Source organism: Priestia endophytica DSM 13796 (assembly GCF_900115845.1).
Lineage (GTDB): Bacteria > Bacillota > Bacilli > Bacillales > Bacillaceae_H > Bacillus_I > Bacillus_I endophytica.
This window is the reverse complement of the sequence record NZ_FOXX01000026.1, coordinates 13,878-37,167: the sequence shown is the minus strand read 5'-3', so window position 1 is coordinate 37,167 and position 23,290 is coordinate 13,878. Positions and strand designations below refer to the sequence as shown.

Sequence of the window (23,290 nt, the reverse complement as noted above, 5' to 3'; positions counted from 1 at the left end):
GTGACCAAGGATCTGTGTATACTTCTTATGCTTATCAAAAACAAGTCAAAGAAAGAGGCATGACTATGAGTATGTCCCGAAAAGGGACGCCCGCAGACAATGCCTCCATTGAATCGTTTCACTCTTCTCTAAAGACTGAAACCTTCTACCTCGACAACTTAACCTGTACTACGACCGCCATCGTAAAACAGATTGTCGAAGACTACATCACTTATTATAACAATATCCGTATCCAAACGAAACTAAATAACCAGTCTCCGGTCCAATACCGAAAACTGGCTATTTAGATGGTGTTTTGATCCCTGTCTCAAAAACGGGGGGCAGTCCCTTATTTAAGGAACAGGGTTTTTTTAGTTCGAACTATATTCCTTCTCTATGTTACTAATTTTATCCACTCGTACTTTATGTCTTCCACCTTCAAAAGGTGTTTCTAACCAGACCTTCACAATATCACGTGCAAGTCCTGGACCAATAACTCGTTCTCCCATTGCAAGCACGTTTGAATCGTTATGCTCTCTTGTTGCTCTTGCACTAAATGTATCATGAACAAGAGCACAGCGGATTCCTTCTACTTTGTTGGCTGCAATACTCATTCCAATACCTGTCCCACAAATCAGTATCCCTCTGTCTGCTTCTCCATTTGACACCTTTTCTGCAACTGGAAGAGCGTAGTCTGGATAATCAACAGATGTACCACATGAGCATCCCATATCTTCATATTCTATGTTCATTTCTTCAAGCAAAGAAATGATTTCTTTGCGGATGTTTATCCCTCCGTGATCAGAGGAAATGACGATTTTCATGATTTTCACTCCTACTTGTACAGGGCTTTATCTGTTTTAATGATTTAATAGTCCCTTTAACTTATACCTTAATAATAAAGGTAACCCTTCTGATTTGTAAACCTTTTCAAAGAATAACAAACAACTATTTATGATTTTCTTCAACCTGTTCAAGACACGTTCTACACTCGCATCCTGTATAAAGATAACGGGCTTTTTCATTCTCCAGATAATCAATAACTGCATTACAAGTATGACAAATCAAAGTTACCATTTTCTCTCCTCCTCCCTTATTTGTATATTTACTCGCTGAATATGTAAATAAATAACAATCTTAATTTTTACACTAGTCAACTTCATATAAATATTAAGTACGAATCTCAGCAAATTTGTTACAGTAAAAGCAAGCTAATAGATTTTAAAAATAGAGATTTTTTTGCCCTTCAAAACAGAAAAGTATATAATAAAACTACGTTTTGATAACGATGAATCTATAGTGAGAGAAGTGATTTTTATCAGTTTTAATCCTGTATCAAACAAGAAATTATATATTCAAATTTATGACCAAATTCTTTCACAAATCGAACTCGGTACATTCAAAATTGGAGATAAACTTCCTTCTGAACGAGAGCTGTGCGCAAACTTCGGTGTTAGTCGTGCACCTGTAAGACAAGCATTAAGTGCACTTGAAATGAACGGAATTATTTATTCAAGACAAGGTGAAGGGGTTTTCGTAAAAAACACAAAAGTTACAACGGGAACTTCTCAGTCTTCTTCTCTTTTAGAGAATGTATCTCCTGAAGATATTGTGGAAGCGAGAATGACAATTGAACCTCTTATTGTTAAACTTGCAGCAATGAGAGCTACTGCTGAAGATATCGAAGATTTAAGAAAAACCATTGATATGATGGAAGAAGAAACAAAACAGGGGATTTATGTGCCTGAAACAGATGAGAAACTACATAAAGGGATTGCAAAGGCTTCTCATAATGATCTGTTTATTACTTTCATGGCGGATATTAGCAACGCAATGAAAAAACAAGAAATGTGGCAGTTTATTCGCGATCGTACAGTAACTCGGCCAGATTATCGAGAAGTGAATTTTAAAGAGCATAAAATGCTTATTGAGGCAATTGAAAATCATGATGAGAAGAAAGCAGTTGAGGTGATGACTTCTCATATGAAAAACCTTTTTGAACGGTACTGGAAAGTGTAAGCCGTTCCACGAAGAAATGTTTAAGTCATCTATTAAATAGAAATTTGAAGATCTGCGCTTGTTCTTTGAGCCAACAAAAAAGGATGCACCTTATGTTATTATCCCCTTATAGTGGACAGTAAAAAGAAAGGATTGTACTGTCTTCTATGGAGGGGATTTTTTATGGGGAAGATTAGAAAAACCTATACAAAAGAAATTAAGCTAAAAGCGATTAATTTATACGAAAACGAAGATATGGGGATTAGATCAATTTCCAAAGAGTTAGAGATTGGATATACAATTGTCCAAAGATGGATAGCTCATTATAAAAGAGAAGGAATTCAAGGGTTAGACGAAAAGAGAGGAACATCTCGTAACCCACTGAAAGCTAGAGATAAAAAAGACCACGAGAGTGATACAAAAAAAATAAGTCGATTAGAAGCAGAGAACGCCTATTTAAAAAAGCTCTTAGCTGCGAAAAGGGGGAGGATATCAGAAAAGAAAAATCGTTAAAATACAACATAATTCATGAGCTTACGGATCAATTTACGATCCTCACCTTATGTAAAATAGCCGGTGTTTCAAAAAGTGGTTATTACAAATGGCTAAAACGTCAAGATAACCCAACAGATAAGGAGTTGGATGATCAATCAATCGTAACTAAGATTATTAAATGCCAACAAGATCCTGATATTAATTGGAGCTACGGTTACCCAAGAGTTCAAACTTGGCTTAAAAAGACGTATGGTTTAAAAGTTAATCATAAGAGAATTTATCGTTTAATGAAAGCGAATGGAATTCAAGCGAAGATACGGGAAAAGAAGTGGAAACACTTTGGACGAAAAGAAAAATGTGTCGTTTCAGAGAACGATTTAAACAGAGAATTTTCAGCTACACGCCCAAATGAAAAATGGGTAACTGATATAACCTATCTACCATTTAACGGAATAAAACTCTATTTATCTACGATACTAGACCTTTACAACAATGAGATTATTTCATATAAAATAAGCGAAAGAAATGATCTTAAACTAGTGGCTGATACAGTAAAAGGAGCCATAAAAAAAAGAGATGTGAAAGGCCCCCTATTACATAGCGATCAAGGATTCCAGTACACCTCAATAAAATATAACAAGCTATTAAAAAGATACAACATTAAGCAAAGCATGTCTAGAAAAGGAAATTGTTTAGATAACGCTTGTATGGAGAGTTTTTTTAGCCACTTTAAAGCTGAATGTTTTTACCGATACCCATTTGAGAGTTCGAATGAGGTTAAAGAAGCAGTAAAAAATTATATTAAGTTTTATAATAATAAACGTTTTCAAAAAAAATTAAATAACCTTAGCCCTACTGAATATAGAGCTAAGGCTGCCTAATAAGTGAACCTTTTATTAATTGTCTACTTGACGGGGATAAGACCATTATGTGCATCCTTTTTGTATGAAGAACGTTATATCCTTTTTATAAAGTAAGCCAACAAAGATTTTTACAAATCATGTATTAATAGAGTTCTTTAAATCAGATTGTTCAATGTCTTCCTCCACTTTGTGACTAACTGCTTTACCTGATTGCTTTACTAAAAATAGAATAATCGCTGCTCCAATCACTAAACTAACTCCTAGAAAAATCATACTTGTATTAAAAGAACCTGTAACATCTTTAATGTATCCAACTATATAAGGACCAAAGAACCCCCCAAGGTTTCCAACACTGTTAATGAGCGCAATGGCTCCTCCAGCAGCTGCTCCTGTTAGAAATGAAGGCGGAATAGCCCAGAATGGAGAGTATGCTCCAAATGCTCCACATAAAGCAATGGTTAAAAAGATAAATGATAAGACAATGCTTGTGCTTGCTACATAGCTACTCGCAATCATAGCCACTGCACTAGTTGTTAAACAAATCGCCACATGCCAACGTCTTTCATTCTTTTTATCAGAGTGATTACCAACCATAATCATTACGACCATGGCAATGGTATACATCAATCCTAGTACCCACCCCATACCTTGTGTACTTAGGGATGTTGCTTCTACTAAGCCTTGAGAAATGGTAGGGAGAAACATATTAATACCGTAATAGCCCACCATCCAACAGAAGTATCCAATTGATAAAATCAATACATCCCGATCTTTTAAAGCTTGCGCAAAAGTGTAATGCTTTACTTCTTCTTTTTCCTGTCTTTCTTTTGCAATCACACTCATCAGCCATTCCTTTTCATTACGATTTAACCAGTTCACATCTTCAAGCCTGTCATCAAGATAAAAGTAACATATAATACCTAAAATGAATGCTGGAATAGCTTCTAAAATAAATAGCCATTGCCACCCTGCTAAACCCAACCAGTCAATTCCTAATAGAAACGTAGAGAGAGGCGCACCTATAGCATTTGCTCCTGGAATAGCAAGCATAAATCCTGCAATAGCTTTAGCATGGTGTTTTGTTTGAAAGAAACCGCTCAAATAGTAAACCATACAAGGATAGAAACTAGCTTCCGCCACCCCTAAAAGGAAACGAGCAATATAAAACTGCGTAGGAGTTTGAACAAATGCCATGAAAATGGCGATAATCGCCCATGTTACCATAATGCGGCTAATCCATTTTCTTGCCCCAATCTTTGTCATCATCGCACTTCCTGGTACTTCCAATAAAAAATAACCAATAAAGAAAATTCCCGCTCCTAATCCAAAGACTGCATTGGAGAACCCAAGATCTTCATTCATTTGTAGTGCCGCAAATCCAATATTCACCCTATCTAGTATTGCGATAATAAAACATAGGAATAGAAACGGAATTAGTCGAAGCGTTACTTTCCTTGTTGTAGAACGTTCTAATTCAAGTTGATTCAAGATAAATCCCCCTTTTAGGCTTTTTTGGCTTTTTTGGCCTTTTCTTTTAACCTTGCTTCCTTATCCCCCCTACTTTCAAATATCCTCAATTTTGTAAAGCGCTTTCATTAAAGCTGAAGGTAATAGAATTCAAGAGTTACTACCTATCAACTAAATTAGGGTAACAAACTTCCTTTCTAATCTGCTCTGCCATTTGAAATAAATCAAAGACTGCGTAAGTGCTTACAAAAGATTGTGTAAGTGCTTATAAAAGGAATTCTACCTGTTGTTGCAAGTCCTACCACAATTTCAGCTACATTTTGTTCTGCAATTCCTATATTAAATATTTTATAAGAAAATCAACCTGTATACTTGTATTACAAATAACTTACAATACAAGTATACAAGCAATCATTTTTGTTGTCCATATTTTTTTAAAAAGTCTGTTAATTTTAAATCCCCTATAAAAAGAAGGCTGTTTCTCTAATAAAGAAACAGCCTTCTTTCATAGTTCTCTCTATCTTTCCTTTAAATCTATATTTATAGATGCAATTTACACTAATTAATTCTCTCGTTCAGCAGCTATCGCCTCTCTTTTCGTTCGATGCATCGTACCAAACGGATGCTCAGGGGGTGCATAAATAGAGTAAACCTTCAATGGTCTATCCCCTATATTTGTGACATTATGCCATGTCCCCGAAGGTACCATAATGATATCATCATCAGAAACTCTTTTCCGAAAGGATAAGTTATTTTTTGTTTTTCCCATCTGAACGAGTCCTCGCCCTTCTTCAACCCTTAAAAATTGATCTGTTTTCGGATGAATTTCAAGCCCAATGTCTTCTCCTTGTTTAATACTCATTAATGTAACCTGAACGTCCTGTCCATAAGGCTGTACGGAATGTTTTATTTTGCTTAGTGGCTTCATTAATATTCACTACAAATGGCTGTCTTCCGTACTCTTTTAACTCAATTTTTTCTCTGCTGTACCAATAGGAATAAGCTTCATATGGATTAGACCTGGACGCTACTTGAAATACTGGCTGTTGTACGTAATAAGGATAGGAATACATATAAGGAGAATCATACATTTTTCTTCATTCCTTTCATATGCTTATAAAATATCCTATACGCCATCTTAGCAGCATATTTCGTTTTTCATTCCCCTTATTAAGTGCATCTTTAGTTCATCGTTAAGCCACTATCAACTACAATATTTTGTCCTGTAATTCCTTTAGCTCTGTCAGATCCTAAGAATACCACTGTTTCAGCTACATCTTTTGGGGTGGTAACACGATTTAAAGCAGAACTACTTGCGACAATCTTGAACACTTCCTCTGTTGTAAGGGCACTAGCATCTGTTGTTTGTAAAAGACCACCTGATACCATATTGACCGTAATGCCATATTGTCCAAGCTCTTTTGCCATGTTTCTTGTAAACCCAACTAGAGCTGCTTTTCCTGTTGTATATTGATGATAAGGGACAATGGGATTCTGAAATAAATTTGTACCAATATTCACAACCCTCGCATTATCTGTTTCTTTCAAATATGGTAACGCTGCTTGAATAGTATTCAATGCTCCATGAACAGATCCTTCAAACTGTTCTACATATTTCTCCCAGCTTAACTCATGGACAGGCTCTTGTGCATTTGGATCAAATTTAAAATTTATAAGAGCATTGTTGATAATAATATTAATATATCCGTAATGCTTAATCGTTTGGTTCACTAACTTTTCAACATCATGTTTATTTGTAATATCAGCATAAAGTGCAATTGCGTTTTCTTTCCCTAACTCATTTACTAACATTTCGGCACTCTCTTTGTTCTGATAATAATTCACAACAACACCGTATCCATTTTCTACGAACGTTCTTGCAATCTCAGATCCTAATCCTCTACTTGCTCCTGTTACTAATGCAATTCCTTTGAAGTTTTTCATCGAACAAATTCCTTTCAATCTCGTATTTACAATAAACTTGAAAGAGAGAGTGAATACAAAAAACCCCTTTACTCGTCCAAAGTAAAAGGGCTGAACATTCTTCATGTACAAACTGTATACTTTTACTCCCTACGCGAGTATTAACTCTCAGGTTCAAAGGGTCAGGTTTTCACCTTCTCAACTCGTATGAGTTCCCCTGTAAAATGTTTATTGTCGATATTATTATATTTTAGTTTCTAACGTTTGTACAATTTTGAAAGCATCATACTCCCCTAAAGGGCGCATGATGCTTTTTCATTACTCCTTCGTCATTAACTTCAACGGTGCTGCAATATTCTCTTCAACTTTCTTGCCTTTTAGAACATCACTTGCTGCTTTAACAGCTAGCTCACCAATTAATTCTGGTTGCTGTGCCACAGTTGCCGCCAACTTCCCTTCTTTTACAGCATTAACAGCATCTTCATTTCCATCAAATCCAACCACAAGAACATCTCGCCCTGAGCTGTTAATTGCTTGGATAGCTCCTAGTGCCATTTCATCATTATGAGCGAATACCGCTTTAATATCTGAGTTTCCTTGCAGTAAGTTCTCCATAACATTCAAGCCTTTAGTACGATCAAAATCTGCAGACTGTTTTGCCGCAACATCAAGCTTTTGATCTGCTACATTATGAAATCCTTTGCCTCGTTCACGTGTTGCAGATGCCCCTGGAGTTCCTTCCAGTTCGGCTACTTTCGCTCCTTCACCTAACTTTTCAACAATGTAATCAGCTGCCATTTCGCCACCCTTTACATTGTCAGAAGCAACTAACGTTTCGACCTTTCCTTTATCTGCTGAACGATCTAATGTAACAACAGGAATACCAATGTTGTTAGCTGATTGAACAGCTGTTGAAATAGCTGCTGAATCTGTTGGGTTAATCAGTAAAACATCAACACCTTGTTGTAGTAAATCTTCAACATCGTTAACTTGCTTAGCTGAATCGTTCTGTGCGTCAACAATCACAACGTCCATTCCTTGCTTTTTCGCCTCTTTTACAGCTCCATTTTTTAATGAAACAAAGAACGGGTTATTTAACGTAGAAACCGATAAGCCAATTTTAATATCTTCTAAGTTTCCTTTTTTCTTTGGTTTTGCCCATTCTGGAGGCTCTAATGAACAAGCCGCTAGAATAAGAAGTGAAAACGACATGAGTACAAGTAAGACCTTTTTCAATGAGAACCCCTCCTATGCTGATTTTTTACGATCAATTAACACCGCAATTAAGATAACAACACCTTTTACAACCATTTGGAAAAATGATGATACACCTAATAAGTTCAAGCCATTGTTTAAAGTTCCAATAATTAAAGCACCAATCAATGTTCCAACAATTAAACCACGGCCACCCGATAAACTTGTTCCACCTAATACAACAGCCGCAATCGCATCTAACTCATAAGAAGTTCCTGCTGTTGGCTGAGCTGAGTTTAAACGAGATGTTAAAATTGCTCCAGCTAAAGCTGATAAAAGTCCTGCTAGCGCATAAATCATCACTTTTACTCGTGGTACTTTAATGCCTGAAATAAGAGCTGCTTTTTCATTTCCACCAATGGCATATGTTTTACGGCCAAATGATGTTTTGTGTAAAATCACCCACAGCACTGCAAATGCGATAATCATCGTAATTGCAGGAACTGGAATACCTAAGAAATAACCGCGTCCAAATAGTTGGAAAGCATAGTTTTCACCAAGACCTGTAATCGGGTTTCCATCAGTATAGACAAGCGTTAATCCACGGAAAATTGTCATTGTTGCAAGCGTTGCGATAAATGGTGCCATTTTTCCTTTTGTAATAAGAAGACCGTTAATCGCTCCCATTATTGCCCCTAAGATACATCCAATTAAAATAGCTAAAATCGGGTCAATGCCTGATACAATCATTCCAGCAATTAGCGCGCTAGATAGAGCCAAAATCGATCCTACTGACAAATCAATCCCGCCTGTCAAAATAACAAATGTCATTCCAAAGGCAATAAGCGCATTAATCGCAACTTGACGCAGTAAATTTAATAGATTCAGTGGTTCTAAAAAGCTTGGATTTAAAATAGATACGATCGCAACTAAAATAATAAATCCGAGTAATGGTCCAAGCTTTTGTAGTAAATTATCAAAATGATTCACTTTGTTTACAGCTGTTTTCATGTTACTTCCCTCCTGTTGCAAATGTCATAATTTTTTCTTGTGTTGCTTCTTCTTTCATTAATTCACCTGTAATTCTACCTTCATGAACAACGAGGATACGATCGCTCATGCCAAGCACTTCAGGAAGCTCAGACGAGACCATAATAATGGCAACTCCTCTGTCTGTTAGTTCATTCATTAACTGGTAAATTTCACGTTTCGCCCCAACATCGACTCCTCGCGTTGGTTCATCTAAAATTAACACTTTCGGACCAATGCCAACCCATTTGGCAATAACCACTTTTTGCTGGTTTCCACCAGAAAGGTTTTTCGCACTTGTTTTTCCTGATTCTGTTTTAATTTGTAAGCGCTTAATTAATAGATCAACAAATTCACTCTCTGTCTTATCATCAATAAGCCCTTTTTTAGAAAAGCTTTTTAAGTTCGGCAGCGCCATGTTATCGCGAATCGAAAAATCTAAAATAAGTCCTTCTGTTTTACGGTCTTCGGTAATAAATCCAATGCCTAGTTTGACGGCTTCATATGGATTTCTAATCGATACTTTCTGACCGTTCACCAATATCTCACCATCGTCTAATTTATCTAACCCAAACAAGGCTCGCATAATCTCGGTTCGGCCTGCTCCCATCAATCCTGATACTCCAACGATTTCGCCTTCTTTCACAGAGAAACTTACCTTTTGAAAAGCTCCATTTCTTGTAGCATTGCGAACTTCTAACACTTTTTCACCAAGTGTTGGTGCTCGTTCTGGAAAACGATCGGTTAATTCACGTCCAACCATCTTCCGGACAACCTCATCAAAGTTCGTTTCCCGAATTGCCTTTGTATCAACGGTTTTACCATCTCTCATTACTGTAATGCGATCACAAATGGTGAAAATCTCTTCCATTCGGTGCGAAATATAGACAATGGACACGCCTTCTTTTTTGAGAGCATTGATTACTTCAAAAAGCTTCTGAATTTCACGTTCTGTTAATGCAGCAGTTGGCTCATCCATGATAATGACTTTTGCATTTGTCATCAGTGCTTTGGCAATTTCAATCATTTGTTGCTGACCAACTGAACAAAGCCCTGCTTCTTGCTCAAGTGGAATCGTAACCGAGAGTTTTTCAAATTGCTTTTTTGATAGCGATTTCATTTCTTTCGTTTTTAAAAAGCCAAATGGTGTTTTCAGTTCTTTTCCAATAAACAGGTTATCAAGTACAGTCATATCCGGCCAAACATTTAACTCTTGATGAATAAACGCAATACCATACTGCTCCGCTTCTTTTGGGCTCTTAAAATATGTTTCTTTTCCATCAATGAAGATGGTTCCTTGATCGCCTTTATGAAGACCAGTTAAGATGTTCATCATCGTCGATTTTCCGGCTCCGTTCTCTCCCATCAAAGCGTGAACTTCACCTTCTTTTAATTCGAAATCCACCCCTAACAACACTTGGTTTGTTCCAAATGCTTTATGAATACCATTCATTTTAATATGCATAACGCTCACCTCTTTCTAGAAGATTACACCTGCTTGTAAAATACAGTTGGCATACGGAGTAACTTCACCTGTTCGAATAACGGCTTTGACGTTGTTTGTTAAACGTTTGAATTCTTCATGAGAAACTTCTTGAATATCCGTGTTAGTGAATCTCTCTTGCATATACTGCATAACATCCCGATTGTGAGTGCTCAGCTCACTTGCAATCGTCACTTTTTCAACGACCATATCATCCGTAATCGCATTCACTACATCTCTGTAACTTGGAATACCTAATGTAAGTGCTAGATCAATACGATGTACATGATCTGGAATAGGGAGACCTGCATCGGCAATAGCAATGAGGTCTGTATGCCCTAGATCTGCGAGCACTTTTGAGATATGACTATTTAATATTCCTTTTCGTTTCATAGCGCTTCCTCCACTTCTTCTCGCGTTGGCATACCACCTTGTGCCCCAAACTTTGTAACAGATAAGGATGCAGCGCGGTTGGCAAATTGTAAACTTTCTTCAATGCTTTTTCCTTCGCCTAAGGCTACAGCTAGTGCTGCATTGAATGTATCTCCTGCTCCTGTCGTATCAACGGCTTCTACAGTATAGGACGGAACAAGGATTTCTTTCTCTCCGTCATAGTAACGAGCCCCTTGCTTTCCTTCTGTAATAAATACTTTGTTTGGATATTTTTTTAATGCTTCTTCTATACTTAAATTGTTAAATAGTACTGCTGCTTCATGTTCATTTGGCGTAATATATGTGGCGCGGTTAATCACGTCTTGAGAAAGCGGGCGAGCTGGCGCTGGATTAAGGAGAAGTGGTATATTATACTCCTCACAAATTTCACTCACATATTCTACTGTTTCTTCGGGGATTTCTTGTTGAATAAGAACAATTGTAGCTTTCTTAATGTCATCAACCACGCTCTGCACATATTCAGGTGTAATATAATCATTAGCTCCCTTTACGACAACAATACTATTATCGCCTTCTGCTAATACAATATGAGCCGTTCCACTCCCCACACCTGTAACCGGTTTCACATTAGTTATATTAACATAATTTTCTTTAAAGTTAGCTAGGATTTCTTCTCCGTAGTGGTCATCTCCTACACAGCCAATCATCGTTACGTTTGCTCCTAATCGGGCAGCTGCAACCGCTTGGTTTGCCCCTTTTCCCCCGGGTACTGTTTTAAATGATTCTCCAAGAACGGTCTCTCCAGCCCCTGGTCGTATTGCAGATGTTACAACTAAGTCCATTGATGAACTTCCAATAACTACAATTTCACTCATTTACCTCAACCTCTCTTGTCGTTTCTCGTTCTATAAATGTTACAGGCATTTCAACATGATTTTGCTCAACATATTCTTTTCTCATTAACTTGATTAAGAGACGAGCAGCTTCTTTGCCCATTTCATAAGCAGGCTGTCTCATTGTTGATAGAGACGGAAAAAGCAGGCTGCTCTGCGGAATATCATCAAACCCAATGATTTGAACCTCTTTCGGAATAGACTTTCCAAGACGAAGGGCTTCATGTAAAACTGCTGTTGCCACAATATCATTACTGGCAAGGACTCCGTCTGTATCTGGGTATGTTTCAAACAATTCTTTTGCCCATTTTTTAGCCTCTTCAAAAGCAAAGGATGTTGTTCCCATCACATAAAAATCAACATTTGATTCACTCAAGTATTCTAACGCCCCTTGAAATCGATCTTGAGCAGGCTGGATATGAGCTGGGCCTTTTAGAAGAGTTATTCGTCTGCTCCCTCGTCTTACCATTTCCCTAGCTGCTGTTCTACCGCCTTCTCTTCCATCTCCATAAACTGATGGATAGTCTTTCGACGTTTGATCTAGAAACACAACTGGAATCGATAAATCTTTATAATTTGTTTCACTTCTATCATTGGTAGCTGAAATAATGCCAACTACGTTATTTTGAACAAAGGTATGAATATAATCGCGTTCTTTTTCAGGCTGTTCATCACTATTTCCAAATAATAAACGAAACCCTTCTTTTTGCATTTCATCTTCTATCCCTCGTGCTAGTTGTGGGAAGAATGGGTTTGTAATGTCTGGCAGCAATAAGCCGATCAGCTTTGACTTCTTTTTATAAAGGGAGCGGGCTACTTCATTTGGGCTATAATTGAGCTCTTCCATGGCAGTTGCCACTCGTTTTCTTGTATCTTCATGGACATATCCATTCTCATTCAGAACACGAGATACAGTTGCAACTGATACACCTGCTTCTTTCGCTACATCTCGAATTGTTGCCATTTGCTCCCCTCCTTCAGGTTTATGTAACCGTTTACACAAATAGAATACCACGAACCTATTGATTATACAAGAATAAAATTTATTTGTGTGCGATCAAGATAATAGAAAAAGGATTCTCCAAAGTTCCTTGTACTTTGGAGAATCCTTTCCCATTCAGCTAAATTATACTTTTTCCTACACTTAATTTACATCTAATAATGGACGATCAGCAAAGTCCACCCATACAGATCCGTTTTCTGCTGAACGGACACAATTTTCAAGCCAGCGGATTCCGTCAATTCCAGCATCGATATCAGGATACACTAAATTTCTTAGTGTTTCTTCATCCTCACGATTTTTCGCATCAATCGCTATTGCAAATTTTAAATATATATTTGCCCATGATTCTGATAATCCTTCCGTATGAAGAGCTCCCAAACGCTCATCAGCATTGCACTGCTCATCAAGGTATGGCATAGCACGAATTAAAGTTTGAACTGGCTCTCCCTGTACTTCATAGCGCAATTCCCCTGGCTTGCTATCCCACCATTCTAGACTAGCTTTTGAACCGACAATTCGAATCCGATGTCCATCCATGCACCCTGCATTAACTGAAGAAGTCCAAAGTCGACCAACAGCTCCATTTTCGTAGTGCATTGAAACGAATGCATTGTCTTCTAATGGCGCTCTGCTGTTTATAAAGCTTTGTCGGTCACAAAGCAACTTTTTAACTTTCATATTCGGCATGATTAACTGAGACATATAATACGTGTGTGTTGATAGGTCACCTAATACAAATGTTGGTCCTGCTATTTTAGGATCTACTCTCCACTTTTGTGCATCGCTAAATTTATCCGCATCTTCTGTTGAACTAAAACCGTGTGTATACTGGAGATCTACAATTCGGATATCACCAATTTTCCCTTGTTCAATCATAGAGCGCATTTGAAGTAGCATTTGATTTCCAGAGAATCCATAAGTCACACCGACAATCTTCCCTTTTTGTTCAGCAAGACGTTTAATTTCTTCTCCTTCTTCTGATGTAAAGAATAATGGCTTCTCACAAATAACGTGAAGGCCAGCTTCTAGCGCTGCTTTTGTAATCTCATAATGAGTTCCGTTTGGCGTAGCAATTGATACAACTTCTACACCATCTTCACGTCTAGCCTCCTCAGCAAACATAGCTTGGTAGTTTGGATAACAGCGAGATTCTTCAACTCCAATATTTATCCCAAAATCTTTTCCACGTTCAGGATCAATATCAAAAGCGCCTGCCTTTAATGTAAAAGCTGTATTGTCCCTTAGAGCTCCAAGACGATGCTTATATCCAACTTGTCCAAGTCTTCCTCCTCCTACCATTCCCCAGCGTAAAGGTCTTAAAATCTTTCTTTCACCATTTAACATATTAAAAACTCCTCTCATTGTTGAGTTATTGAATGAAATAAGCAAAACTTTCTATACGCACTCTAATTATAAGAATAATCTGACATTCTTCCTTAGATTATGGAGTCAATTTTTTGTCTTTTAAGGACATGCTTTAGACTCCCTCTTCTCACATAGCCCATTACCTAGACTTGATTTCTCCTTCTATATTCAGCAGGAGTGATGCTTGTCTCTTGTAAAAATACCCGACAAAAATAATGGACGGAAGTAAATCCACACTCATCTGCAATAGATTGTATAGAGCGACTCGTTGAGCGAATTTTCTTTGTTGCTTCTCTAATCCTTTCATGTCGTACATAGTAAGTGTAGGGAATCCCTACTGTCTCACTAAATAAGCGTGACAAGTGGCGTGGAGAAACATGAAAGAAGCATGCTACATCATTTAGTGAAAGAGGCTGGTCCAAATTATCTTTGATAAACCTTTGAGCTTCCTCTACAATCTTTCTTCCTTTATCGTAAGAAGGCTTAGGGCGTTGATCATCTTCTATTCCACAAAATAGAGATTGCAAAGACAATATAAGGGATACACCCAGCGTGTTTAAAATATCAGCGGAAGATGTTTGCTCAGCATGCTGCATTAACGACTTCCACAGCAAAACGGTTGCATTATCATCGCTATTTGGAATATAGATCTTGTCTTCAATGGCTAATTTCTCAAAGAGAAGCTGCTGTTTTTCTGAGGTATTTTCCTTCTCTATTTCAAAGGCAACCCAAAAGAGAAATAAGTTATTTCCTTTATGGATTCTATGAAGGTGATGAGGACGTGAAAGAAAAAATGTTCCTTTCTCAAGAGGAAAATCCTCATTATTCTCAGAATAAAGACCAGTGCCATCTACAACATAGCAAATCTCAAAGAATGAATGCTTATGGATTGGAGTACCAGGATGTTTCCTGTCAGCTCCCCAATAGTGTACACGGACAGAAAGTTCCCGTCCGACACAACAACTGGCTCCACGTTGTAAAGTTCGAATAGTAGTTGCTAAACTCATTAAGCATCCTCCTTCAGTAAATCCATTTCTATTTTAAAGCATCTACGAGTGTAGAATTAAAGAACTTCTTCAGACGCTTCTTTTTGACTATATTTGTCTCCATGAGAGCGAAATTGAGACTCCAGCTCTTCTAGCGTTTTACCTTTTGTTTCAGGCAAGAAGCCTTTTACAAATACAATTGCTATTACTCCTAGAGCTGTAAAAACGAAGAAGGTTGTTGATAAGCCTATTTTTTCAAGAAGTAGCGGAAATGTTAAGCCTATAAAGAAGTTAGCGATCCACAAGCAGAAAACACTAATTCCCATTCCTAACCCTCTTATACGTAAAGGAAAAATCTCAGCTAGCATAAGCCATGTTACTGGTGCAACAGCACCTTGCATAAAGGCAAGGAACGTCACTGTTAATGATAGAACCACATAAGGAAGCATATCACTTCCAGCGAGTACATTAGAGAATATGCCAATAAGTAAAAGAGAAGTGGTAGTTCCAGCAAGGCCCACTAAAAGCATGGGTCTGCGTCGTACTTTGCCAAGCATCCAAATCCCGACACATACCGCAATAACAGAAATTAAACCATTTGCGATATTGGCAATTAGAGCCGCTTCTGTTTCGAAGCCTGAATCCCTTAAAATTTGAGTACCGTAATACATAATCGAGTTAACACCTGTAATCTGCTGAACAACCGCAATCCCAATTCCTAAAAATACAATACGTCGTATCCAAGGGATAGATAGGTCCTTTAAAGAAGCCTGTTTTAGCTTACTGCCTTTTAAAACTGTCCCCTTAACTTCATCAAGCTCAATCTGAGCTTGATCTCTTGTACGAATTTTCTGGAGCACAGTTAAAGCTTCTTCATTTTTTCCTTTTGAAATAAGCCAACGTGGACTTTCAGGCATTCTTAACATACCGATGAATAGAAATACAGCAGGTAAGGATGCAATGGCTAGCATATAGCGCCAAACGTTAACATCATCAGCCATCATGTTTCCTAATACAGCATTACAAGTGAAAGCTAATAGCTGTCCGCCTACGATCATTAACTCATTTTGTGTAACCATTCTTCCTCTTCGCTCTGCAGGCGATACTTCTGCTAGATAAGTGGGAACCGTAACAGATGCTCCTCCAACAGCAAGCCCTAATAGGAAACGAAAGATGACCATCACTGTCACATTAGGAGCAAATGTACATCCAAGCGTTCCAACAAAGAACAAAACAGCAAGATAGATAATGTTCTTTCGTCTTCCCATGTAATCAGATAGCCTACCCCCAACAATAGCTCCTATCGCAGCGCCCAGAAGGAGCGAACTAGCAACAACTCCTTCTGTGAATGCATTAAGTCCAAGGGTTTCAGACATAAAAGGCAAAGCACCGTTAATAACGCCTGTATCATAACCAAAAAGAAGTCCTCCGAAGGTTGAAATAACAATAATAGTAGTTAAGAATGACCTTTGTTTCCTCTCTCCACCCATATTGATCTCTCCTCTTAAAGTCTCTTGCTTTCTATGCCGAGCTCTATCAACCTTATATTGTTACGGAGACACTAGCTTTTGTTTCAAATTCCCTTGGTAACGTTTCTTTTAATATATCCATTGATTTTCTTACACCTGTGATTGGTTCCATTGTTAGGTCTTCCATCTCTAAAATAATAGGTCCCTTATAGCCTGTCATTTTTACAACTGTGAAAAATTCTTTCCACCATGCACTATCATGGCCATATCCAAGTGCAACGTAATTCCAAGAACGAGATGCAAAGCTTTCCATTGGTTTTATATCAATTAATCCTTGCGCATCAACAATCCCTCGTTCTAATCGAACATCTTTCGCATGGATATGATAGATAGCATCGCCTAATGTTCGAACTGTTGTTATAGGATCCCCACCCATCCAGAACAAGTGGCTAGGATCAAAGTTCATGCCTACCATGTTTCCGACTTCATTACGAAGCTTAAACATTGTTTCTGCATTATGTACGAGGTTATATCCTAAGTTTTCAATTGCAATTTTTTTAACTCCGTATCCCTCTGCCGTTTTCACAGCTTTTTCCCAGTACGGGAAGGCTACCTCATTCCATTGCCATTCAAGCATGTCAAAGTGCTGAGGTAAAATTGGATGTGTGATCCAGTTTGGCGTTTTATCATCCGGGCCTCCCCCAGGACAACCAGACATCATCACAACAGTCTCAACTCCTAAAAGCCCTGCAAGCTGAAATGTTTTTTCGACACCTACTTTATGCATTTCTCCCTCTTCTGATGGATTCAACTGATTTCCTGAACAGTTGAGTGCCGCAATCTCAATCCCTCTTTTCTTTAAGGAATCCATAAACTGCTCTCTTTTGACAGCGCTTTCTAATAATTCATCAACATTGATATGAGGAGCCTTTGACCAGTTTCCACACCCAAGCTCTAATGATTCTATTCCTAATTCTACGCACTTATCTAGCATTTCTTCAAATGGCGTATATCCTAAAATATCTGTTACTAATCCTGTTTTCATTCCCTATTCCTCCTTAAAAGATAAATTCGTGGAATCGTTATCATTTGAAAGTAAAGATAAATGACTGTTTCTATAAGTTATTATAAAACAACACGAAGTAAAAAGTATTTGTACAATAAAGCCTTTATATTGTACTTTAAGGACTTTTTTATTTAATAACGAGTCTTTTGAAATAAAATTTATATGAACAAAAACCTAAATTTAAAAGCAGAAAAAAGAGGCTCTCCAAAAGTTCAAGGAACTTATAGATAACCTCTCAATGTACATTTTCTTATTGCCGCTCTCTTTTATCACTTATCAATATTAAAAATCAAATTCTAAGAATAACAGAGCTCAAATCATCTACCGAACTCTTTCTTTTTTATTTATGCTCCATTACCAATTGATCTTTAGATAATATTCCATTAATCTTATCGATTAATAATGGAAGGTCTTTCATTGTTTCTATTGTAAAATCGGCTCCATTATCAAGGAATGCTTGTCTTGTTTGGTTAATAGCTATCTTTTTATCATCAGAAGACAAAGCATTAAATTCATTTTGAGATAAGCCCATTTCTGAGCTACCAACAATTACACCAACCGACCACACTCCTGCCTGGATTCCCTCTTTTATATCTGAAATTGTATCTCCAACTTTTATTACATGACGAACTGATGAAATTTTTAATTTTTCCATGTTTCTAAAAATCATATACGGATAAGGTCTTCCATAGGAATTTGTTTCATCAGCTGTAATATAGAAGTCAGGTCCGTATCCTTTTTTTAAAGCATTAGGCACAACTACATCCATCATTTTATTTGTATATCCAGTAGTTGAACCCACCTTTAGCCCTTTTTCTCTTAGCACATTTACGACGTTCACTACTTCTGGAATTGGATCTGTATATTGAGATAGAGATTGGAGTAATGCAGGCTCAAACTCCTCATATAAATTCTCTACATCCATTTCATTAAAGACTCTTCCATAAAGCTCTTTCCAAAGCTTAGAGATTCTCGGCATGGACAGCATAGTCCGTATATGATCAATCTTCAGCATTCCCATTGGCTTACGCGCTTCAGCTATTGTAACACTGATTCCAGCTTGCTTGAAAATATCTACAAATACATTTACTGGTGCAAAGCATCCAAAATCTACAGTTGTTCCTGCCCAATCAAAAATAACACCCTCTACTTTACCCATTACGCCTTCACTCCCATGAATTCATTTATAATATTACATAGCTGGTGGATATCCTCTTCATAAACTTCACCGATGTTACCAATTCTAAATGTATCTATGTCTGTTAACTTGCCCGGATAAATGACAAATCCTCTTTCCTTCATGTACATATAAAAAGGTTCAAAACTAAATTGTTCGTTTGGATATAAGAATGAGGTAATAATAGGAGACTGCTTGTCTTCCCCAATGTACGATCCAAATCCCATCTCCTTCATTCTTTTACAAAGAAGCTTATTATTGTTGACATATCGATTATAACGCGCAGAAATGCCACCTTCTTCTATAAGCTCATCTATGGCCTTAGAGAAGGCTGCCACAACATGAGTAGGGGAAGTGAATCTCCATTTTCCATCCTTATTCATTTCTCTCCACTGATCATATAAATCTAGCGATAAACTCCTAGAATTCCCCTCACAAATTTCTAAACTCTCGATCTTAGCTATCACAAACCCAAACCCTGGAACTCCTTGAATACACTTATTTGCACTACTGATCAAAAAGTCAATACCTAATGCAGGAACATTAATATCCATACCTCCAAAGCTACTCATTGCATCAATAATAAGCTTTTTATTAAAATCTTTTGCCAAACGTGAAATCATCTCAATTGGATTTAAAATGCCGGTTGTTGTTTCACAATGAACCATAACAATATGAGTGAAGCTCTTATCTTCTTCCAGTAGATCTCTAATTTTCTGCTCATCTGGATGTTCATTATATTTCGTTGCCAATTCCACGAAATTCAGGCCCAGATATGTTGCCATTTTGACAATACGCTCCCCATACGCTCCATTCGTAACGATTAGTACCTTGTCCTGTTTCGTTAATGCCGTTGTCATAACTGATTCTACTGTGAAAGAGCCACTCCCTTGCATTAATACAACGGTATAGTCTTCACTTGTTGCATAAGCTAGCTCCAAAAGTTCTCTTCTAATTTTCTGAGTGATAATTTTGTAATCATCATCCCAAGTACAACGATCAAAAAGCATCTCTTTTTTCACGGTTTCTGTTGTCGTCAACGGTCCCGGAGTTAAAAGTTTATATTGTTTCATAATGCTCGTCCCCTTTTATTTTGCAGAATTAAAAAATGCTTGATGTTTTTCGAGAAGCTCAACTGTCATTGGTTCTTTAAACACTTTATTATTGGCAGCTTTATTTTCTTCATCTACGGTCTCTCCTTCATACAAAGGAACAGGGTAATAGTTAATAAGCTCAGCTCTTGCATCTTCTACAATAACCTTTGCCATATCCATTGCCAGTTCTGTCTTCTTATCTTTTTTATTGATTACCGCTAATGATTCTGTATTAGAGAAATTCCCTTCAACAGGGTCAATGAAATCTATAGGTGCTCCTGACTGCTTCACTTCGACTGCCTGATGACGAAGACCAAATCCTACAGCAACTTCTCCAGCTTGTACCTTTTTAATCGAACTGGAACCAGAGCTTTCTAAATGTGGCTCTACATTCTTGATAATTCCTGCCATTACTTTCTTTCCTTCTTCTTCCCCATACTCACTGATGATGGCTTGGATCAACATCCATCCTGTAGAGGAATCCATAATATTAGGAATAGAGACCAATCCCTTATATTCCGGACTTGCTAAATCTTTAATAGACTTTGGTATATCCAACCCTTTTTGTTTCATCATTTCTGTATTAAAAAATACAGCACCTGTATTAGCTAAGATGGGAGTATAAAAAGCTGGATACTTATCAATTGTTTTTGTTTCAAATGCTAAATCTTTAAACATTGAATGCTGCTTTTCGGCACTTTCTAGAAAATAAGAACTCATGGTAACTAAGTCAGCCTCTATTTGATCTCCTTCAGCGACTAGTTTTCCTCCTAATTCAGATGTACCAAGAGATTGGATGATATATTTCCCTTCATACCCAGCATCTTTTAACGATTTCTCCATTGCTGTTATTGCTTCTTCATCTCCATTGGAGTAAATCACAACTTTGTCATCGCCACTATTCGCTGATTTGGCTCCACATCCTGCCATGATGACAACAAGTCCAATTAATACCATGAGTAGCCTTTTCTTCATCCTCATTTATTGTCCCTCACTTCATTAAGTTTTTTGAAATTGCCTCTTCTGTATAACATCACAAATGAGTTTAACTACAATGTTTGTACAAAATATAAGTAAAGATAGTACGAAAATCTCGTTGAACTTAGCAAAGTGCTGGAGTTCCTTAATTTCACTTGATACAAGAGATGTTTGTGCAGATACTAGAAAGATAATTCCGCTTACTGTTACCATAGAATTAATAAAATAGTAGCTGAACATCTCGGTAACAGTGGAGGCCGAGTTCGGCAGAATAACACGATAAATCGTTTTAAACCAGCTATCACCAAGCAAACCACCTGTTGTCTCCCATGTAGGATTCATTTTAGACAGAGAGTTTTTTGCCATTAAATAAGGCGTCGTAAAATAGTGAACAATATTACAGAATATTATGATAACAAAAGTTCCTTTTAGGCTACTTTCATTGAATAATAGGAGATAAGAAAGACCAAGTACCATACCAGGTAGTGTATTTGTAATCATGGATACAAGATCAAAGGTCCCTCGTCCTTTTAAGCTTGTCCTCGTATTCAAAATCGCTGAGCAATAGGCAATTACAATCCCTATAACCGTTGTGAAAATGGCAACAATGATGGAATTTTTATAAACTATGCTTAAACCACTCGTTGTAAATACATTAACAAAATGCTGAAATGTAAATGTTAAATTGTAAGGGAAGTTCGTTAAAAATGGTGCAATAAACATGACGAGAAAGATAGAAAACATCCCCACTACTACCCCAATAGATATGAATCCTAGTACACTATCTCGAACTCGATTTTGAATAATATCAATAGGAGTAAATTTATCGTAGTGAAAATTGAAACGCTCTAAGTACTTGAGCAAAATAATAGCGAATAATGCTGGTAAAAGCATAAATACAGCAATAACTGCCCCATCACTAAAGTTTGGGATCGTTCCTAACATGACTTGATATAGTTGAGTTGCTACAACAGAATATGTTCCTCCAAGTGAAGCTGGAATTCCGTAATCCGTAAAACTTAAGATAAAAGAAAGAACAAATGCGCCCCCTAGTGTACCAAGCATTGGTCTTAAAATCGTATTGTAAAAACTTCTCATTGAACTATCCATCATTAATGTACTAACAATCATAAACTTCTTATCAATATACGAAAATGAGTTATTAATTAAGAGAAATGCTGAAGGCAATGTGTAAATAACGTATCCTAACAGCAACCCATTAAATCCATAGATATTAAATAAGGGTTCTCCTAACATTTGTGTAATAAGGCCTTGATTACCAAAAGAGTACATAATGGCAAACCCATATGTAATGGTCGGCAACAACATTGGAATTAAAATTCCTATTTTTATCGCACTTTTTAAAGGCTTAAAGATATTAGTAAAATGAAACGCGTACGCTATTAAAAAAGCAAGGATAGTTGTAATAGCTGCTGTAATACTAGAAATCTTGATACTGTTTGCAAAAGCTGTCATTAGTTCACTATTAGATAGAATGTTTACGTAATTATATATGTCAAACCCTTGACTGCCTTCGAAAGAACGTACAACAAGTATCCCAAGCGGTAATACCAGGAACAAGAAGAAAATCATTAAGATTATCCCATATATCACTCTCATTTCTGCACGTACATTAAGCATATTGCTCACCAAATAAATGAAAGATATTTTGTCTTTTAATCTGTAATTGTTTTAATATAAATCCTTTCACAAATTCATTCTTTGGATGATGAATAATTTCATGGGGTGTCCCAAATTGAGAGACATTCCCTTGATTAATAATAAGAATCTTATCAGATAAAGTTAATGCTTCTTCTGGATCGTGGGTTACAATAATAGTTGTAAGCTGAAATTCCTTTGCGATTGATTTAATTCTTTCTTTAATCGATTCCTTAATAACCCCATCAAGGGCACTTAATGGTTCATCAAGGAGAAGAAGTTTTGGCTTCATCACTAAAGTTCTAGCTAGTGCCACTCTCTGTTTTTGACCTCCAGATAATTCACTGATTTTTTTATTCAGATGAGGCTTTAGTTTAAGGAAATTGATATACTCTTTTAATTCTTCTTCCGTCACTAATCCTCGTTTATTCTTCAACCCATATACAATGTTTTCATAGGCATTCAAATGAGGAAAAAGGGCATAATCTTGAAATACAATATTAAATCCTCGATCCCTCATCTTTACATTCGTCAAATCTTCGTTGTCAAAAATAATTCTTCCTTTGTCCATTTTAATTAGACCTAAAATAATATTTAATAACGTTGTTTTCCCGCTTCCACTTTGCCCAAGTAACGAAACAATTTCACCTTTATTAATTTCCAAACTAATGTTATCAAGCACTACCTTGTTATCATACTGTTTACTAATTTTCTCTAGCTTTAGCAAACAACTCACCTCCATCTGTAAAGTTAAACGTACATAGTTAGTTATAAAT

At 37.0% G+C, this 23,290-nt stretch carries 23 protein-coding genes, 2 pseudogenes and 1 riboswitch; of the genes and pseudogenes, 4 read left to right on the top strand and 21 right to left on the bottom strand.

All coding sequences use genetic code 11. The features are described 5' to 3' along the window. Positions 1–287, top strand: a 287-nt coding sequence (locus tag BM012_RS24570; protein ID WP_139210453.1) for an IS3 family transposase, incomplete at its 5' end; no start/stop codon positions are given. Between the two features lie 63 nt (positions 288–350). Here the strand turns inward: BM012_RS24570 and rpiB are convergent. Together rpiB and BM012_RS26215 are read right to left on the bottom strand one after the other, a co-directional pair. Beyond that, on the bottom strand, positions 351–803 hold the full coding sequence (rpiB, locus tag BM012_RS24565; protein ID WP_061803946.1) for a ribose 5-phosphate isomerase B: 453 nt from the start codon (positions 801–803) through the stop codon (positions 351–353). A 124-nt stretch (positions 804–927) separates the two neighbouring features. Beyond that, on the bottom strand, positions 928–1,056 hold the full coding sequence (locus tag BM012_RS26215; RefSeq protein WP_113715517.1) for a GapA-binding peptide SR1P: 129 nt from the start codon (positions 1,054–1,056) through the stop codon (positions 928–930). Positions 1,057–1,287: 231 nt separating this feature from the next. On the opposite strand from BM012_RS26215, the gene BM012_RS24560 reads away from it, so the two are divergent. The 3 genes from BM012_RS24560 (at position 1,288) to BM012_RS24550 (ending at position 3,353) form a co-directional block, all read left to right on the top strand. Continuing rightward, the gene (locus BM012_RS24560; protein ID WP_061803978.1) at positions 1,288–1,998 is read left to right on the top strand and encodes a FadR/GntR family transcriptional regulator; all 711 of its coding nucleotides are present in this window, start codon (positions 1,288–1,290) and stop codon (positions 1,996–1,998) included. A gap of 162 nt (positions 1,999–2,160) precedes the next feature. Continuing rightward, positions 2,161–2,490: a transposase gene (locus BM012_RS24555; RefSeq protein WP_061803947.1), complete on the top strand. Its 330-nt coding sequence runs from the start codon at positions 2,161–2,163 to the stop codon at positions 2,488–2,490. Further along, entirely contained in the window at positions 2,412–3,353 is a 942-nt protein-coding gene (locus tag BM012_RS24550; RefSeq protein WP_139210451.1) for an IS3 family transposase, read from the top strand. Before BM012_RS24555 ends, BM012_RS24550 begins: the two co-directional genes overlap by 79 nt. Positions 3,354–3,470: 117 nt before the next feature. Here BM012_RS24550 and BM012_RS24545 read toward each other — a convergent pair whose 3' ends face one another. The 19 genes and pseudogenes from BM012_RS24545 to BM012_RS24455 all read right to left on the bottom strand — a co-directional run bounded on the left by BM012_RS24545 (position 3,471) and on the right by BM012_RS24455 (position 23,241). Next, positions 3,471–4,823 (bottom strand): MFS transporter, encoded by a 1,353-nt coding sequence (locus BM012_RS24545; RefSeq protein ID WP_061803948.1) that lies wholly within the window; start codon positions 4,821–4,823, stop codon positions 3,471–3,473. A 151-nt stretch (positions 4,824–4,974) separates the two neighbouring features. Then, positions 4,975–5,143: pseudogene (locus tag BM012_RS26210) on the bottom strand (hypothetical protein); the annotation flags it as partial. 221 nt (positions 5,144–5,364) lie between these two features. Continuing rightward, positions 5,365–5,893, bottom strand: a pseudogene (locus BM012_RS24535) (cupin domain-containing protein). A gap of 91 nt (positions 5,894–5,984) precedes the next feature. Then, the gene (locus tag BM012_RS24530) at positions 5,985–6,746 is read right to left on the bottom strand and encodes a 3-oxoacyl-ACP reductase (protein ID WP_061803949.1); all 762 of its coding nucleotides are present in this window, start codon (positions 6,744–6,746) and stop codon (positions 5,985–5,987) included. A 109-nt stretch (positions 6,747–6,855) separates the two neighbouring features. Continuing rightward, positions 6,856–6,954: riboswitch (TPP riboswitch) on the bottom strand. A gap of 89 nt (positions 6,955–7,043) precedes the next feature. Continuing rightward, complete coding sequence (gene rbsB, locus BM012_RS24525) at positions 7,044–7,937, bottom strand: ribose ABC transporter substrate-binding protein RbsB (RefSeq protein WP_407719643.1); 894 nt, start codon at positions 7,935–7,937, stop codon at positions 7,044–7,046. Between the two features lie 36 nt (positions 7,938–7,973). Then, positions 7,974–8,930, bottom strand: a complete 957-nt coding sequence (gene rbsC, locus BM012_RS24520) for a ribose ABC transporter permease RbsC (RefSeq protein ID WP_061803951.1) — start codon at positions 8,928–8,930, stop codon at positions 7,974–7,976. Between the two features lies 1 nt (position 8,931). Next, entirely contained in the window at positions 8,932–10,413 is a 1,482-nt protein-coding gene (locus BM012_RS24515; protein ID WP_061803952.1) for a sugar ABC transporter ATP-binding protein, read from the bottom strand. Positions 10,414–10,428: 15 nt separating this feature from the next. After that, entirely contained in the window at positions 10,429–10,824 is a 396-nt protein-coding gene (rbsD, locus tag BM012_RS24510) for a D-ribose pyranase (RefSeq protein WP_061803953.1), read from the bottom strand. Beyond that, a complete protein-coding gene (rbsK, locus tag BM012_RS24505; RefSeq protein ID WP_061803954.1) occupies positions 10,821–11,699 on the bottom strand; it encodes a ribokinase in 879 nt (292 codons plus the stop codon). Before rbsK ends, rbsD begins: the two co-directional genes overlap by 4 nt. After that, complete coding sequence (locus BM012_RS24500; protein ID WP_061803955.1) at positions 11,692–12,681, bottom strand: LacI family DNA-binding transcriptional regulator; 990 nt, start codon at positions 12,679–12,681, stop codon at positions 11,692–11,694. Before BM012_RS24500 ends, rbsK begins: the two co-directional genes overlap by 8 nt. Before the next feature lie 180 nt (positions 12,682–12,861). Beyond that, positions 12,862–14,064, bottom strand: coding sequence for a Gfo/Idh/MocA family protein (locus tag BM012_RS24495; RefSeq protein ID WP_061803956.1), 1,203 nt, complete (start codon positions 14,062–14,064; stop codon positions 12,862–12,864). Between the two features lie 164 nt (positions 14,065–14,228). Beyond that, positions 14,229–15,092 carry an AraC family transcriptional regulator gene (locus tag BM012_RS24490; RefSeq protein WP_061803957.1) on the bottom strand — a complete coding sequence of 288 codons (864 nt, stop codon included), beginning with the start codon at positions 15,090–15,092 and terminating at the stop codon, positions 14,229–14,231. A gap of 56 nt (positions 15,093–15,148) precedes the next feature. After that, positions 15,149–16,561 carry a sugar porter family MFS transporter gene (locus tag BM012_RS24485; protein WP_061803958.1) on the bottom strand — a complete coding sequence of 471 codons (1,413 nt, stop codon included), beginning with the start codon at positions 16,559–16,561 and terminating at the stop codon, positions 15,149–15,151. A gap of 52 nt (positions 16,562–16,613) precedes the next feature. After that, a complete protein-coding gene (locus BM012_RS24480; protein WP_061803959.1) occupies positions 16,614–17,585 on the bottom strand; it encodes a sugar phosphate isomerase/epimerase family protein in 972 nt (323 codons plus the stop codon). Positions 17,586–17,946: 361 nt separating this feature from the next. Further along, positions 17,947–18,765 carry a phosphonoacetaldehyde hydrolase gene (gene phnX / locus BM012_RS24475; RefSeq protein ID WP_061803960.1) on the bottom strand — a complete coding sequence of 273 codons (819 nt, stop codon included), beginning with the start codon at positions 18,763–18,765 and terminating at the stop codon, positions 17,947–17,949. Beyond that, the gene (gene phnW / locus BM012_RS24470; RefSeq protein WP_061803961.1) at positions 18,765–19,856 is read right to left on the bottom strand and encodes a 2-aminoethylphosphonate--pyruvate transaminase; all 1,092 of its coding nucleotides are present in this window, start codon (positions 19,854–19,856) and stop codon (positions 18,765–18,767) included. The genes phnX and phnW overlap by 1 nt, the downstream gene beginning before the upstream one ends. 15 nt (positions 19,857–19,871) lie before the next feature. Then, positions 19,872–20,858: an extracellular solute-binding protein gene (locus tag BM012_RS24465; RefSeq protein ID WP_208608089.1), complete on the bottom strand. Its 987-nt coding sequence runs from the start codon at positions 20,856–20,858 to the stop codon at positions 19,872–19,874. An 18-nt stretch (positions 20,859–20,876) separates the two neighbouring features. After that, the gene (locus tag BM012_RS24460; RefSeq protein WP_061803962.1) at positions 20,877–22,496 is read right to left on the bottom strand and encodes an ABC transporter permease subunit; all 1,620 of its coding nucleotides are present in this window, start codon (positions 22,494–22,496) and stop codon (positions 20,877–20,879) included. Continuing rightward, positions 22,489–23,241 carry an ABC transporter ATP-binding protein gene (locus BM012_RS24455; protein WP_061803963.1) on the bottom strand — a complete coding sequence of 251 codons (753 nt, stop codon included), beginning with the start codon at positions 23,239–23,241 and terminating at the stop codon, positions 22,489–22,491. The genes BM012_RS24460 and BM012_RS24455 overlap by 8 nt, the downstream gene beginning before the upstream one ends. Positions 23,242–23,290 lie beyond the last annotated feature (49 nt).